This window comes from Streptomyces flavusporus (assembly GCF_046267975.1).
Taxonomy (GTDB): domain Bacteria; phylum Actinomycetota; class Actinomycetes; order Streptomycetales; family Streptomycetaceae; genus Streptomyces; species Streptomyces flavusporus.
Window position 1 is genome coordinate 4,269,013 of sequence record NZ_CP176503.1, and the last position, 14,552, is coordinate 4,283,564.

The window sequence follows — 14,552 nt, forward strand, 5'->3', positions numbered from 1 at the left end:
CGATCAGATCCCCACAGTGAAGCCGTTGGACCAGGTCTGCATCTCCTGCACCAGGCTGTCCCACGCGCCGGTCAGCAGCAGCACACCGGTCGCGATCATCATGATCCCGCCGATGCGCATCACCCAGACATAGTGGCGCTTGACCCAGCCGAAGGCACCGAGGGCCTTGCGGAAGGCGACGGCGGCGAGGACGAAGGGGAGGCCGAGGCCGAGGCAGTAGGCGATGGTCAGGATGGCACCGCGGCCCGCGCTTGCCTGGCTGGAGGAGAGCGCCAGTACGGAGGCGAGGGTCGGTCCGATGCAGGGCGTCCAGCCGATCCCGAACAGCGCGCCCAGCAGCGGGGCGCCGACGAGTCCGGCCGTCGGACGGGTGTGGAACCGGAACTCGCGCTGGGTGAGCCAGGGCATCAGCCCCATGAAGAACACACCCATGAGGATCATGAGCGCACCGAGCACCTTGGACAAGGTGGACTGGTGTTCCTGAAGAGTCTGGCCGAAGTAGCCGAACAGCGCCCCGCTGGAGACGAACACGGCGGTGAAGCCGAGCACGAACAGCGAGGCGCCGATGGCCATCCGGCCACGCCGGGCGTCGGCCAGGTCGGTGCCGCTGACTCCGGTGACGTAGGAGAGATAGCCGGGGACGAGGGGCAGGACGCACGGCGAGAAGAAGGAGACCAGGCCGCCGAGCAGGGCGACGGGCAGGGCGAGCAGCAGGGCCCCGTTGAGGACGGTGTCGTTGACCCCGGTGGCGGCCAGCGTGGTCACTCCGGTCACGTCACTTCTCCGCAAGAACCGGGTCGAGCATGTCGCGCAGCTTGTCCTCGCTGAGCGCCTGCAGAGCGCGCGCCGCGACCTTCCCGTCCCGGTCGATGACGAGCGTGGACGGGATGGCCTGCGGGTTGAGCGTGCCCTTCTCGAAGCGGAGCATCAGCTTGCCCGTCGGGTCGTACAGGCTCGGGTAGGTGACCCCGTACTCCTCCTCGAAGGCGCGCGCTGGACCGGTACTGGTGTCACGGGTGTTGATGCCGACGAACTGGACGCCCTGGTCCTTGGTGTCCTCGTAGACCGTCTCGAGGTTCTTCGCCTCGGCGCGGCAGGGCGAGCACCACGAGCCCCAGACGTTCAGGACGACGACCTTGCCCTTGTAGTCGGCGATGTCGAGCTGCTTGCCGTCGATGGTCTCGCCGGACAGGTCGGGTACGGCGGTCCGGTCGCCCTTCTCGACGGTGTCGATGCCGTCGGAGCCCGCGACGAAGTTGGTGTCACCGCCGCCCCCGGAGGTGCCTCCGGAGCTGCATGCGGTGAGGGCGAGTGCCGCGGCGGCGGCCCCGGCCGTGAGCAGGGCGGCGCGGCGACGGGTGCGGCGTGCGGTGATCGAGCGCAGGGGGGCGCGGCTGGCGGCACTCATGTGAAAAGTTTCGCATGTCCGTTCCGAGGATCTTGCGCACCCCCCTTGCGGGCGTGAACCCGCATTTCAGGACCGCTTCAGGACCGCTTCTTCAGAAGCGCTTCCACCCTTCGGCGGGCGCCTGCCCGACCTCGAGGGTCCGCAGCTGGTCGAGCACTTCGGGCTTCTGTACGTCCAGCCAGTCCACGAACTGCCGGAAGGACACCAGTCGCACATCCCCGCCCTTCTCCTTCTCCCGCGCGATGTGCTTCAGCGCCTCCTCCACGGCGTCCATGTAGATGCCGCCGTTCCACTGCTCGAAGTGGTTACCGACGAAGAAGGGGGCGCGGTTTGTCTCGTATGCCCGCTTGAAGCCGGATATGTAGGCCCGCGCTGCCTGCTCCCGCCAGCCCGGGTAGTTGTGGGAGGGCGCGTTGGTGGAGTTGACCGACTGGTTGGCGAGCATGTTGTAGTCCATCGAGAGGACCTCGAAACTGCGTCCGGGGAAAGGTATCTGCTGAAGCGGAAGATCCCATATGCCCTGCTTCTTGCAGGGCCAGATCTGAAGGCCGCCCGGCGCGGAGGCGTCATAACGCCAGCCCAGTTCGCGGGCGGCGGGCAGCAGGTTGTCCTGGCCCAGCAGACAGGGCGTACGGCCGCCGACGAGTTCCTTGTCGTAGTCGAAGGGCAGGGCGGGCAGATCGGTCCACCCCGTGGTGGTCCGCCACTCCTTCACGAAGGACTTCGCCTGATCGATCTCGCTGCGCCACTGCTGCGGCGTCCAGTTGCCGACCGAGCCGGACCCGGCACAGAAGTGGCCGTTGAAGTGGGTGCCGATCTCATGGCCCTCCAGCCACGCCCGGCGGACGTTCTTCAGCGTGTCCTTGATGTGCGCGTCGGTGAGGTAGCCGATGTCGGAGGCGCCGCGCGGGTTGTTCGGCGGGTCGTAGAGGCGCTTCTTCGACTCGGGCAGCAGATACAGCCCGGAGAGGAAGAAGGTCATGTGGGCGCCGTGGTCGCGCGCGAGGTCCAGGAAGCGCGGGAAGAGTCCGTTGCCGACCTCGCCGGCACCGTCCCAGGAGAAGACGACGAACTGCGGCGGGGTCTGCCCCGGCTCCAACGGCTCGGGCTCGGCAGGCTGGTGGGGCTGCTTGCCGGTGAAGGCGGTGGAGCCGTCGCCGAGGGGGCGGTCGGGACGAGGGGTAGGACTGCCCTTGGTGGCGGAACCTCCGGCATGGGTCGGCCCGTCTGAGGACGTGAGGGTGCCGCAGCCCGCGAGTCCGACGGCGGCCGCGGCCCCCGCGCCGAGCCCGATCGCTCCCCGTCGACTGATGTGACGCATGACATCCCCATCCGTTGCGCTCTCTGGTGGTCACCCAGTCAGAGGGCGCGACGAACGGGGAGGTTCCGGCTAATTACAAGCGTTTCGGAACAAATGCAACAACGATGCAACAGCGCCCCATGAGGGGCGCGGGGCTGCATCGATATGCGGCTCCGCCGCGTGGGCGCGAACAACCCCCACCGGCCGGCAGCCAAAGAACTACCTGGAAAGCCCCACAAACCCAGCGGAGCGCTACGCCCCGAAGGCCTTGTCCTTGCCCTTCACCGGCTTGGCACCGGCGAGGAGATGGGTCGGGACGAGGTCGCGGGCCGGCTCGGTGTAGCCGACGGACACGATCCGGTCGCCGTCGTAGGTGAAGGACGTCAGGGACGCGAGCGTGCACTGCCGGCGGCGCGGGTCGTGCCACAGTCGGCGCCGCTCGACGTACGACCGCACGCTCCAGATCGGCAGCTGATGGCTCACCAGCACCGCCTCGTGCCCACGCGCCGCGTCCTTCGCCGCGTCCAGCGCCCCCATCATGCGGATGACCTGTTCGACGTACGGCTCTCCCCACGACGGCCGGAACGGGTTGACCAGGTGCTTCCAGTTGCCGGGCCGTCGCAGCGCACCGTCGCCCACTCCGAACGTCTTGCCCTGGAAGATGTTGTCGGCCTCGATCAGCCGTGGGTCGGTCGCCAGGTCCAGGCCGTGCGCCTTGGCGATCGGGGTCGCCGTCTCCTGCGCCCGCTCCAGCGGGGAGGCGGCGACATAGGTGACGTCGCGGGAGGCGAGGTGCTCGGCGACCCGGTCGGCCATCTGCCGGCCGAGCTCGGACAGGTGGTAGCCGGGCAGCCGGCCGTACAGGATGCCGTCCGGGTTGGCGACCTCGCCGTGCCGCATGAGGTGGACGACGGTGATGTCACGGGTCTGGCTCATGCGGTCGCCTCCGCTGCCGCGCGGGCCGCCGCCGGGAGGGCGTCGGCGATCCGCTGGACGGCCTGCTCGTCGTGGGCGGTGGACACGAACCAGGACTCGAAGGACGACGGCGGCAGATAGACCCCGTTCGCCAGCATCGAGTGGAAGAACGCGTTGAAGCGGAACGACTCCTGTGCCCTGGCGTCCTCGTAGTCGCGCACCGGGCGGTCGGTGAAGAAGACGGAGAACATGTTGGAGGCGTTCTGCAGCGTATGCGCCACGCCCTCCTTGCTCAGGGCCTCCGAGACCAGCGCCTGGATCTGCTGCGACACGGCGTTGACCTTGGCGTACGCGGCGTCGTCCAGCAGCCGCAGCTGGGCGAGCCCGGCGGCGGTGGCGACGGGATTCCCGGAGAGGGTGCCGGCCTGGTAGACGGGCCCGGCCGGTGCGAGGTGCGCCATGACGTCACCGCGCCCCCCGAAGGCGGCTGCGGGGAACCCACCGCCCATCACCTTGCCGAAGGTCATCAGGTCCGGCACCACGCCGTCGACGCCGAACCACCCGGCGCGGCTGGTGCGGAAGCCGGTCATGACCTCGTCGGAGATGAACAGCGCACCGTTGGTCCGGCACGCGTCCTTCAGCCCCTGGTTGAACCCGGGCAGTGGCGGCACGACACCCATGTTGCCCGGCGAGGCCTCCGTGATGACACAGGCGATCTCACCCGGGTGGGCGTGGAACGCGGCGTGCACGGCCTCGAGGTCGTTGTACGGCAGGACGATGGTGTCGCCGGCCTGGGCGCCGGTGACACCGGGCGTGTCGGGCAGCGCGAAGGTCGCGACACCGGAGCCGGCCGAGGCGAGCAGGGCGTCGACGTGCCCGTGGTAGCACCCGGCGAACTTGATCACCTTGGCCCGCCCGGTGAACCCACGGGCGAGCCGGATGGCGGACATGGTCGCCTCGGTCCCGCTGGACACCAGCCGTACCTGCTCGACCGGCGCGACCCGCTCGACGATCTCCTCGGCGAGCGCGACCTCACCCTCACCGGGCGTACCGAAGGACGTACCGCGCACGACCGCCTCCTGCACGGCGGCGATCACCTCGGGGTGGGAGTGCCCGAGGATCATCGGCCCCCACGAACACACCAGGTCGACGTACTCCCGGCCGTCCGCGTCCGTCAGATACGGCCCCCTGCCGGACACCATGAACCGGGGCGTACCGCCCACCGCACGGAAGGCCCGCACGGGCGAGTTGACGCCGCCGGGCGTGACGGCGGCCGCACGATCGAACAGAGCCTGCGACGCAGGCGCTTCGTATGAATAAGGCAGTTCGCTCATGACCTGCGACTTCTCCGACTTCTCGGACTCCGGTTGCCAGTGACCTCCTCAGGGTAGGCCAGCGGGGCCGGGCGGCAGGGGGCCGCCAAACCGGTGATCGATCCGGCTCCCGTCTGCGAAACTGTGAGCCGATACTGGGACCTGTACGTACAGCTCATGCGGAGTATGGCGTTCAGGGGCTGCAAAGATCCTGCGGACAGGTGTTTCCACGCACGTTTCGGCGCGCGGCCGTGGGGGAGGTCACTGACACGATGATCGGGTTGCGCGGCGGGCGCCACGCGTCCTAGAAAAGCAGTCGGGTGGAGATATGCATCGCGGTGGCGGACTGGGCGAGGGGACTGATGACCTGGGTCCTCGACGTGCCCGGCGGGGAAGGCACCGGCGCGACGCGGAGGAAGCCGCCGAAGCACGTCAGGCGCAGACGCAGGGTGTACCGAGTGAGCCCGAACCGATCGACCGGCGGATCGACCGAGGGGTCGACCGCCAGGTGGATCGCCTCCGGGCGGGGAGCAGGAATGGTGGTCGGGTGGGGGTGACGTACAAGTACTTCGGCGCGCCGGACGGTGCGACCGCGGCCCGCGTCCCGATCTCGATGCGCCCCGAGGAACTCGGCGGCGACGAACTCGGCATGAACGGCATGTTCACCAAGATCAAGCCGGAGACGATGGCCGCGATGGTCCTGACGGGCATCGAGGGCGTCCCTCTGCACAAGGTGCCGCCGCTGGAGCTGGTGGTCCTGCATCCCGACTACGCGGTCGTGAAACTCCCCATGACGGTCGTCGACCCCCTTCGCGGCATCGGCGAGGAGGCTGTGGGCGCGGCCGCGTTCATCTGGTCGACGGTGCCGGACCGGGGTGGGCCGCGGGATGCGTTCAACGTGTACCAGCTGCTGCACGAGTGGCAGGACTTCAGCCATCGGTTGCATGAGGCGGGGCATCAGCCGTACTGCCTTGTCTGGCCCTGAGCTGGGGTTTCTTGCGGGTTGGGCGGGGTCTTCGGGCCTCGCCCTTTTTGGTGCCGGAGGAGGGCCGTCAGGCGGCCAGGGCACATTGAGGGCACATTGGTTTCGCTTGGGGTGCTGATGTGCCCTGGGCGGCGGGCGGGTCGCCGTTGCCTTCCGCCTCCGGCTCGGCTTGCGGTTCCGTTTCCATGAAGGCGTCGTCGATCGCTTTGCGGGTGCGGGTTTCGCTGGACGGCAGCAGGTGCGTGTACGTCCGCAGCGTGAAGCCCGGGTCCGAGTGCCCGAGGTACTCCGAGAGCGCCTTGATGCTCTCCCCCGCGTCCAGGAGTACGGAGGCGTAGGCGTGCCGGAGGGCGTGCATGCCGTCCTCCGGGGCCGCCTGGAGGTAGCGCGCGCCCCGCTCTCGGGGAGGGATCACGCCGGCGGCGGCCAAGGCGCGCTTCCAGTCGCCCATGTTGAAGACGCTGCGGTTGTAAGCCCGCTTCTTCTTGTCGACGAAGAGCAGGCGGAACGTCTTCGACTCGCCGTCCGGTTTGGTCCAGGGCAAGGTGACCGCGACCGGAGGGAACTCCTTCATGTGGGCCTTGAGGGCGGCTCCGAGCTGAGCCGGCAGGGGCACTGACCGGATCCTGTTGCCCTTGGGCAGGGCGAAGACGGGCTTCGTGCCGACAAGCCGCACCTGCCGGTTGACGTGAATCCAGCCGCCCTTGAAGTCGATGTCCTCGACGGCAAAGCCGAACACCTCGCCCTGGCGCAGGCCGCAGCCGAAGGCAAGCTTGCCGCCTGCCTGGAAGCGCTTGGGGAGACCGGCAATTACGGCGCGCACGCGCTCCAACGACCAAGGGATGACCTTCTTCTTGGTCGCCGTCGGCAGCTTCACGGACTTCGCCTTACAGGGGTTCTTCGGCAGCAGCCCGTCCTCCACGGCCATGCCGAGGATGCTGGAGAGGATGTCGAAGATGCCCTCGATCGTCGACACCTCCAGTTCGGCGTCCTGGAGCGTGCGAATCCAACCCTGAATGATCGAGGGCTGGTTGAGGGACCGCAGCTCGCGTCGGCCGAGGTGCTCGACGATGTGGTTGCGGACGGTCGCCTCGTAGCGGAGCGCGGTCGTCGGGCCCACGGAGTTCGCGTCGAGCCACTTCTGCGCGTAGGCGCCGAGCGTCTGCTTCGTCTCGGCCGGGACGACGTAGGAGCCGCGCCGGATCTCGACGTCGACCTCGGCGGCGCGGTTGTCCGCCTCGGCCTTCGTGTCGAAGTTCTCCTTGCGCTGATGGCCATCCAGGTCGCGGTAACGAACCTGCCAGCGCTTGCCGATGCCGTGGTCGGCGGTGGGGACCATCCGCTTCGTACGGCTCTTGTGCTCACCGCACTCGGTCTCGGTGGGCTTGGGGTGGGACTTGTGCCAGCGGTCGTACACGTCAGCCAAGTAGGGCCTCCTGGATGGGGTTTGGGGACTGAGGGGTGGCGTGGGTCGCGGCGGTGTGCGTCAGCCACGGGGGCAGCAGGGCTGCGGGAGGGGTCGCGAACTGGTGCTGGGGCAGGCTGCACACGAGGCGTAGGTGCTCGATGGCGCGGGCCGTGTGGAGGCCGGCGGGGCCTATTTCGACAGGTCGGTTGGGCATGACAAATAGCTGTAACTTGCAGTCGGTCGTCGTGGCAAGAGTTAGTTCTTAAACTCTCCAAAAGTCGCCCGGAGGCGAAGTGGTGTTCGTCTCGTCGAATTCCGGCACATCACGAGCCGTTTCGGCGGGGAGGTTGTGCTACCTTCCCTTCGCGTCAAAGACGTGGGCGATTTGAGCAACTATCGGATGCGATGTCCGCTGGGCGAGTCAGGCCACTTCTCAGCGCTTGGCGCCACCTCTGAGCTGCTGATGTACCGGATTCCGGCACCTCGGCCGGTTGCTTCGCCGCAGAAACTTTCGGCTTCCGTGCGAGCGATTTCGGCAACCGGGGATCCGCCCTTACTGTTTTGGTCTTCCCCGGCGACGCTGAGGGAAGTAGCCGGGAGTTTCAGAATTCACTCTGGACGCTTCCCGGGTGGTGTGGCTGCGTTGTCCACGCCTGCCATCCAAAACCCTGATTCCGATATGGAGACCTCATTGCCGAACCACTTCCCGCGCCTTGCCGGCGCCGAGCGTGACCAGCTCGCCACTCCCACCGACGTGGCCGCGTACCTCGGGGTGCCCGTGAAGACCCTCTACCAGTGGAAGTACCGGGGCATCGGCCCCAGCGTCCACAAGGTCGGCCGTCACCTGCGCTACCGCTGGCGGGAGGTGGACGCGTGGCTGGATGCCCAGACGTCGTACGACCTCACGGCCTGACCCCGCATCTGGCGCGGACAACGAAGCGGCCCCCGGCGCGCCAACGCCGAGGGCCGAAGACTTCCCAACTGATCGCCCATCCCTGAACGAATGAGCTGGTGAGGGGCGGGACCTTGCCCGTCCTGCCTCTCACCGGAGAGGAACGCCTATGGAGGACTCTACGTCCCCCAACTCCACGAACACCTCCCCCACCGGCTGGCCCACTCCCGCGGTCCCCGGCGAGGGCATCCCCTGGCGCCGCCAGGATCAGCAGGACACACGGTCCTCCGCGTCGGGGACCGTCGAGCACTCGACGGATGCGGAAGCACACGGGGACCGTCCCCAGCCGTCTGCTGATGCCGCTGTTGGGGACCGTCCCCGCGACGTGCCCGCTGCTCGGTCCCCGCACGTCCCGGTCCCCGTATCGACATCCGGCGCAAACCCGCAGGTCAGCGGCGCCAAAATGGGGACCGGTCCCCAAGGGGTTGCAGTTACACCAGGGGACCGCAATGGGGACCGTGATCACGGTCTCCGCCAGTCGCTGGGGACTGACAACCCCGTGGCGGGAACCGCCCAGCAGGAGGGGACCGGTCCCGTCGACGCACGGGGACCGGATCACGGGACCGTCTCCCGGCCTCCTCGGGGACCGGCAGACCCCAAGGAACGGGGTTCCGGTGAGGGTGCGGAACTGCTGGATGAGTTGCGGGCGGCGATCGGCAAGTACGTCGTGCTGCCCAGTGACGAGGCGCTGACAGCGGTCACCCTGTGGGTGGCGGCCACGCACATCCAGACCGTTCTGCAGCATGCGCCGCGTCTGGCGGTCGTAGGCCCGACGAAGGGCTGCGGCAAGTCCCGGGTTCTGGACGTGCTTCACGAGACCGTGCACCAACCGATCATGACGGTGAACATGTCCACGGCAGTGCTCTTCCGCGTCATCGGCAAGAACCCGCGCACGATCCTGGTGGACGAGGCCGACGCCATCTTCAGCAAGGCCGGCGACAACGAGGAACTGCGCGGCCTGCTGAACGCCGGACACCAGCGCAACCGGCCCGCCTGGCGCATCTCCGGTCCGGAGCACAAGCCGACCCCGTATCCGACCTTCGCCATGGCCGCACTGGCCTCGATCGGCGACCTGCCCGACACGATCACGGACCGGGCGGTCGTGCTCCGCATGCAAAAGCGCAAGCCGGGCGAGAAGGTGACCCCGTTCCGCTCGCGCCACGCCACACCGGAACTGAACGCGCTCCGGGACAAGCTGGCCGCCTGGCTGGGACCGCTGCGCGGCACGGCCGGCCGCATGGCGCCGACCATGCCGGTGGAGGACCGGGCGGCGGACACCTGGGAACCGCTGGTCATCATCGCCGACCTGGTCGGCGGCCACTGGCCCGCCAGCGCCCGTGCGGCCTGTGCCGCGATGACCCGGTACGAGGCCGTCCAGGACGAGCAGACCAACCTGAAGACAAGGTTGCTGCGCGACATCCACCGCGTCTTCGAAGCACACGGCAACCCCGAGGCCCTGTCCTCCCTGGATCTGGTCACCGCCCTGCTCCAGGACCCCGACGCCCCCTGGGCAGAGCACGGCACCAATGGGCTCAACGCCTACCACCTGGGCAGAATGCTGCGGGACTTCGACATCCGCCCGGCCAACTACCGGTTCGACAAGGGCAGGCAGGCCAAGGGGTACGCACGCAACCGGTTCCTCGACAGCTGGGCCCGCCACTGCCCCGAGCTTGCCGAGACGGCGCACGCCCCCACGCACGACGCCACACCCGCGCGCCCGGCGCAGGGCAAGCCGCCCGCCGCCCCGTCGGGTCAGCTGCCCATCGGCCCGCCCGGCGGCCTCGTCGGCCCCAAACGCGCCCGCTGACCCTCCTCTCCCCGGGTCCGTATCACTGCGTCGCATCCGTCCCCGCGCAGGTCAGCGCGGGGACGGATGTCCTCGCCGGGACGGACTTCTCCGTACCTGCCCGAGTGTCCGTACCTGTCCTGACCAGGCATGGGACGCATGCGACGCACGTGACACAGCCCCCGCCCCCTCACCGCCGGAGCATCACCATGCACGAACAGCACCACGAACTCCCCACAGCTCAACAGCAGACGCACACCACCTCAGCCCCAGACAGCACAGCAAGTTGTCGGGTAAGGAGTCCTTACCCGGCCTCCGCCCCTGGGGTGGCGGAGGCACCCGGCACCGAGGGGGCGCCAGGACCGGCCGGCCCGGGGGAGCCGACCGATACGGGATTCACCAGACCGTCGCCGCACGCCGCGCAGACGCCGACGCCGCAGCGCCGCCTGCGTCAGCCGCGCCTGCGCGAGCGCCGCGTCCACCCCCGTTACAGCGACAGCGAGTTCACCGATCTCGCCCACGCCGCCGCGCGCAGCCGCATGCAGATCGGCGGCTACGTCGCCGAAGCGTCGCTCGCCGCAGCCCGCGCCGAGGACCCCACCGCCGCGATCGCCGACTACCGCGCCATGGTCAAGGCACTGATGGCCGCCAACCGGCAACTCGGCTGGCTCGGCAACAACCTCAACCAGCTCACCTGGCACCTCCACAAGGACGGCGCCTGGCCCGAGCCCGACGTCGTCCACCGGCTCCTGGCCCGCGTCGAAGCATCGATCGCCGACGTGGACACCGTCGTCGCCCAGGTCACCGAGGGACGGCAGGGCCGGTGATACCGAAGATCATCACCGGCAAGGGCAGCACCCGCCGTCTGATCGCCTACCTCTTCGGCAAGGGCGACGCCAACGAGCACGTCGACCCCCACCTGGTCGCATCCTGGAACGACTTCGCCCCCGACCCCGGCCGCAGCCCACACCGCGACCCGAAGGAGGTGGAGAAACAGCTCTACACGCAGCTCGACCAACCGGTGTCCATGTTCGGCCGCCAGGCTCCTCAGACCACGGTCTGGCACTGCCCGGTCCGCGCGGCCCCGGAGGACCCCATCCTGTCCGACGCCCAGTGGGCGGAGATCGCCCGCCGGATCGTGGCCGCCGCCGGCATCGCCCCCGCCGGAGACAACGAAGCCTGCCGCTGGGTAGCAGTACGGCACGCCGACGACCACATCCACATCGCCGCCACCCTCGTCCGCCAGGACGGCCGCCGCCCCAAGCGGGATTACGACATCCGGGCCGTCCAGCGCGAGGCCCGCCAGATCGAAGTCGACTACGGGCTGAGGCGGTTGAAGCCGGGCGACGGCACCGCCGCCAAACGCCCCACCAGCAAGGAACACTTCAAGGCCAAACGCCTGGCCCAGGACGCCACCGCCCGCGAGGTCCTGCGCATGCGGGTGCGCCGCGCGGTCGCCGCCGCGGCCGACGAGGCCGAGTTCTTCTCGCTGCTGGAGGCGACCGGCGTGGACGTGCGCCTCAAGCTCGCTCCCTCCGGCGACGCGCTCGGCTGCAACTTCGCCCTGCCCGGCAACGTGAACGAGGAAGGCAACCCGGTATGGTTCGCGGGCTCCACCCTCGCCCCTGACCTCTCCCTGCCCAAGATCCGCGAACGCCTCGCCACCACCAGCCCCGAGCCGGCCACCATCCAGCCTGGCAACCCGTGGCACCAGGCCACCGCCGCCACCGAACGCATCCCCCACCACCTCACGAAAGGCGACGAGCAGACGGCCCAGGGCCAACTCGTCGCGCTCGGCGCGACGCTGGACCTGCTGCCCGTCATGGCACCGACCGCGGCGCGGGCCGAACTCGAACAAGCCGCCGCTGCCTTCGAGCGCGCCACCCGCTCCCGCATCGCCGCCGACCTCGACAGCACCCGCGCCCTGCACCGCAGCATCCAGACCATCTGGCGCGAGAGGCCACAGGACAGTGACGGCACCGGGCTCATCATGCTCCTGGACGCCGCACTCACCGCGGTCGCCTTCGCGCTGCACTGGCACCGCACCCGCCAGCACGCCCAGCAGGAGTCGGCAGCCGAACAGACGCTCCTCCACCTGCAGACCGCGTACGCGCAGACCGCCGAGCCCGTCCTGGTCGGCCTCACCAGCCGGGCACCCGGCCCGCAGACCAAGCGCCGCTTCGCCCACCACCTTCAGGATGTGGTTCCGGAGTACGCCGAGCGCATCCTCAACGACCCCGCTTGGGACGCACTCGCCACCGTGCTCGCCGAGGCAGAGGCAGCAGGACACAACGCAGCCACCGTCCTCGGCCAAGCGCTGCACCAACGTGCCCTGGACGACGCCCGCAGTCCCGCCCGCGCGCTGACCTGGCGTATCCGCCGCCTCGGCGAGCGCCACGTTCCCGGTCCTTGGGCCCAGGCAGCCAGGGCCCACAGTGCCATGCAACGGCCCAGCGTGCCGGTCCACCCCGCGGCAGCCATTGCTCGACCACCGCAGGGGTCACCGACACGGCGGCGCTGATCAGGCCGGTGCGGACAGCTTGGGCGCGAGGAGCTCCAGGGCTTCCTCCCAGCGGTAGCGGTCGGCCCCGCCGCCGGCCTTTGGCCGGTGCGGTTCGTACGAGCCGATCAGGACGCCCATCTCGCGTAGCCGTTCCAGACTCTGGCGGTACGCGGGGTGGGCGGCCTGGGCTGAGTTCAGGTACGGCAGCGCGGCGACCGGGATGTCCATGGCGGGTGCTTCGCACAGGACGCCCAGGGCGAGATTGTCGGAGATCCCGGCGGCCCACTTGTTGATGGTGTTGAAGCTGGCCGGGGCGACCGCGATCGCATCCGCGGGCCGAGTCGGGCGCGGTTCACCTGGTGACCGCCACGCCGAGCGGATGGCGCGGCCGGTCTGCGCCTCGACCGCCTCCGCGTCGAGGAAGCCGAGTCCTTGTGGGGTGGCGATGACGCCGACGTCCCAGTGCAGTTCCTGTGCTGCGGTGATCAGCTTGCCGACGTCGGCGGCGACCCCGGCCGCGCAGACCACGATCTGTAGGAACGGCTTGTCGGGCTGATCACTCACGCGGGCACTCCCAGTTGGCGGCTGAAGTGGTGCAGCTCGGGCAGTGCCCGGCGGCGGTCGCGGGCTGCCATGTCGGCGACCAGTTCGCGTACGGCCGGGCGGCGGATGTCCTGTGCCGCGCAGCTCTCGGCGATACGCAGGGCCTGGTAGCCCTCGGCGAGCCTGCCCTGCTGACTGTAGGCGCGGGCGGTCTCCACCCACAGCGCGGCCCGGCGCTCGGGGACAGGAATGTGCCGCCGCATGAGCGGCCGTGCGGTTTCCAGGGCGATGCCGGCGTCACCGAAGGAGACGGCTGCGCTGATCTCGTGGAGTGCGACGTTGGTGGGGCTGAAGTTCGCCCATGCGTCCGGCCGGTCGAAGGAGACGTAGCGAGCGACTTCCTTGGCTTCGGTGAGGAAGTCCTGGGTGGTGTCGCGGTCGCCATTTCTGCTGGCGGCGGTCGCCCCGCGGAGCAACAGCAGACCAACCGCTGCCAGGTACCGGGGCGAGCGCTGGTCGTAGGAGCCGGTGAGCTGGTCGGCAGTGTGGCGGACCATGTTCACGGCCTGGGCCGTGTGCTTCTCCCGCACGAGGACGTGAGCGTGGACGCGGACACTGGCGGCGAGGACGACAGGATCCCCGGACCGTTCCGCCTCGGCCATGGCCCGACCGGCCGCGAGCCAGGCGTTGCCCTGATCGGCCCGCTTCAGCAACAGACTCACCGACGTCTGGTAGGCGGTCGCGAGCAGCCCGGACACCTCCGCCGAGCCGGATGAGCCTCCGGCCGCCTGACGCAGGTCGGCGATCAGACCCGGCAAGGTCTGCTCCAGTTCCGCGTAGTCGCACGTGCAGAACATCCGGCGCACGGCCCGTGCCCGGTCCCGCAGTTCGTCGAGGCCCAGGGCTTGACCGGTCGCCGCGGGGCTCGTGCCTGGCAACAGGACTTGAATCAGGTCGTGATGTGCCGCGCTCGACGACGGCGGAGCCGCGAGCGCGGCAACGCTCGCGGCAAGGAAGGTACGGCGGTGCATGTCCTCTGTTCCGGGCTCGGCGGGGCTGGCATCAGAAGCGGCGGCGAGGCCGAGACGTTGCGGCGGAATCTCCAGTACATGCGCGATCTCGCGCAGCACTCGCACGTCCTCGGTACCCCTGCCGCTCTCCAGTCGGCTCACCTTCGACTGGTGATATCCCAGCGCGGCGGCAACGTCCCTCTGCGAGCGCCGCTGTAACACGCGTGCCTGACGGATCACTTCGCCGATCCGTCTCGCTTCACTCTGTGCCTCGGCCATCTGTGCCACGGCCCCTTCTGCCGTCGCCGATCCTGCCTGCTCAACCGAGCGTAACCGAGCGGCATTTGGCAGTGATGCAGCTCCTGCATAAGTGATGCAGTCCCGGCACACCGACTGGTTCCGCTTACCTCCGGAGCGGTTGCGTGGAGT

14 protein-coding genes are annotated in these 14,552 nt (G+C 69.3%); 5 read left to right on the forward strand and 9 right to left on the reverse strand.

Going from position 1 to position 14,552, the window contains the following annotated elements; all coding sequences use genetic code 11:
- Positions 1 to 3: 3 nt before the first annotated feature.
- From ACKTSN_RS20280 to hemL, 5 genes are all read right to left on the reverse strand, one after another.
- Complete coding sequence (locus ACKTSN_RS20280; RefSeq protein ID WP_409470406.1) at positions 4 to 774, reverse strand: cytochrome c biogenesis CcdA family protein; 771 nt, start codon at positions 772 to 774, stop codon at positions 4 to 6.
- Between the two features lies 1 nt (position 775).
- A complete protein-coding gene (locus ACKTSN_RS20285) occupies positions 776 to 1,408 on the reverse strand; it encodes a TlpA family protein disulfide reductase (RefSeq protein ID WP_409470407.1) in 633 nt (210 codons plus the stop codon).
- A 91-nt stretch (positions 1,409 to 1,499) separates the two neighbouring features.
- Positions 1,500 to 2,729: a hypothetical protein gene (locus ACKTSN_RS20290; protein WP_409470408.1), complete on the reverse strand. Its 1,230-nt coding sequence runs from the start codon at positions 2,727 to 2,729 to the stop codon at positions 1,500 to 1,502.
- 231 nt (positions 2,730 to 2,960) lie between these two features.
- Entirely contained in the window at positions 2,961 to 3,644 is a 684-nt protein-coding gene (locus ACKTSN_RS20295) for a histidine phosphatase family protein (protein ID WP_409470409.1), read from the reverse strand.
- Positions 3,641 to 4,957 carry a glutamate-1-semialdehyde 2,1-aminomutase gene (gene hemL / locus ACKTSN_RS20300; protein ID WP_409470410.1) on the reverse strand — a complete coding sequence of 439 codons (1,317 nt, stop codon included), beginning with the start codon at positions 4,955 to 4,957 and terminating at the stop codon, positions 3,641 to 3,643. Before hemL ends, ACKTSN_RS20295 begins: the two co-directional genes overlap by 4 nt.
- Before the next feature lie 307 nt (positions 4,958 to 5,264).
- On the opposite strand from hemL, the gene ACKTSN_RS20305 reads away from it, so the two are divergent.
- On the forward strand, positions 5,265 to 5,921 hold the full coding sequence (locus ACKTSN_RS20305; protein ID WP_409470411.1) for a hypothetical protein: 657 nt from the start codon (positions 5,265 to 5,267) through the stop codon (positions 5,919 to 5,921).
- A gap of 67 nt (positions 5,922 to 5,988) precedes the next feature.
- Here the strand turns inward: ACKTSN_RS20305 and ACKTSN_RS20310 are convergent, their stop codons facing one another.
- A complete protein-coding gene (locus tag ACKTSN_RS20310) occupies positions 5,989 to 7,338 on the reverse strand; it encodes a tyrosine-type recombinase/integrase (RefSeq protein WP_409474877.1) in 1,350 nt (449 codons plus the stop codon).
- 1 nt (position 7,339) lies between these two features.
- Positions 7,340 to 7,543 carry a hypothetical protein gene (locus ACKTSN_RS20315; RefSeq protein ID WP_409470412.1) on the reverse strand — a complete coding sequence of 68 codons (204 nt, stop codon included), beginning with the start codon at positions 7,541 to 7,543 and terminating at the stop codon, positions 7,340 to 7,342.
- A gap of 465 nt (positions 7,544 to 8,008) precedes the next feature.
- Between ACKTSN_RS20315 and ACKTSN_RS20320 the strand changes: the two genes are divergently transcribed.
- The 4 genes from ACKTSN_RS20320 (at position 8,009) to ACKTSN_RS20335 (ending at position 12,588) form a co-directional block, all read left to right on the forward strand.
- Positions 8,009 to 8,242, forward strand: coding sequence for a helix-turn-helix transcriptional regulator (locus ACKTSN_RS20320; protein ID WP_409470413.1), 234 nt, complete (start codon positions 8,009 to 8,011; stop codon positions 8,240 to 8,242).
- Positions 8,243 to 8,780: 538 nt separating this feature from the next.
- Positions 8,781 to 10,088: a DUF3631 domain-containing protein gene (locus ACKTSN_RS20325; RefSeq protein ID WP_409470414.1), complete on the forward strand. Its 1,308-nt coding sequence runs from the start codon at positions 8,781 to 8,783 to the stop codon at positions 10,086 to 10,088.
- Positions 10,089 to 10,393: 305 nt separating this feature from the next.
- A complete protein-coding gene (locus ACKTSN_RS20330; protein WP_409470415.1) occupies positions 10,394 to 10,894 on the forward strand; it encodes a plasmid mobilization protein in 501 nt (166 codons plus the stop codon).
- Positions 10,891 to 12,588: a mobilization protein gene (locus ACKTSN_RS20335; protein ID WP_409470416.1), complete on the forward strand. Its 1,698-nt coding sequence runs from the start codon at positions 10,891 to 10,893 to the stop codon at positions 12,586 to 12,588. The genes ACKTSN_RS20330 and ACKTSN_RS20335 overlap by 4 nt, the downstream gene beginning before the upstream one ends.
- Here the strand turns inward: ACKTSN_RS20335 and ACKTSN_RS20340 are convergent, their stop codons facing one another.
- Positions 12,589 to 13,134 carry a flavoprotein gene (locus tag ACKTSN_RS20340; protein WP_409470417.1) on the reverse strand — a complete coding sequence of 182 codons (546 nt, stop codon included), beginning with the start codon at positions 13,132 to 13,134 and terminating at the stop codon, positions 12,589 to 12,591. It lies immediately after the preceding gene.
- Positions 13,131 to 14,402, reverse strand: coding sequence for a helix-turn-helix domain-containing protein (locus ACKTSN_RS20345; RefSeq protein ID WP_409470418.1), 1,272 nt, complete (start codon positions 14,400 to 14,402; stop codon positions 13,131 to 13,133). The genes ACKTSN_RS20340 and ACKTSN_RS20345 overlap by 4 nt, the downstream gene beginning before the upstream one ends.
- Between the last annotated feature and the right edge of the window lie 150 nt (positions 14,403 to 14,552).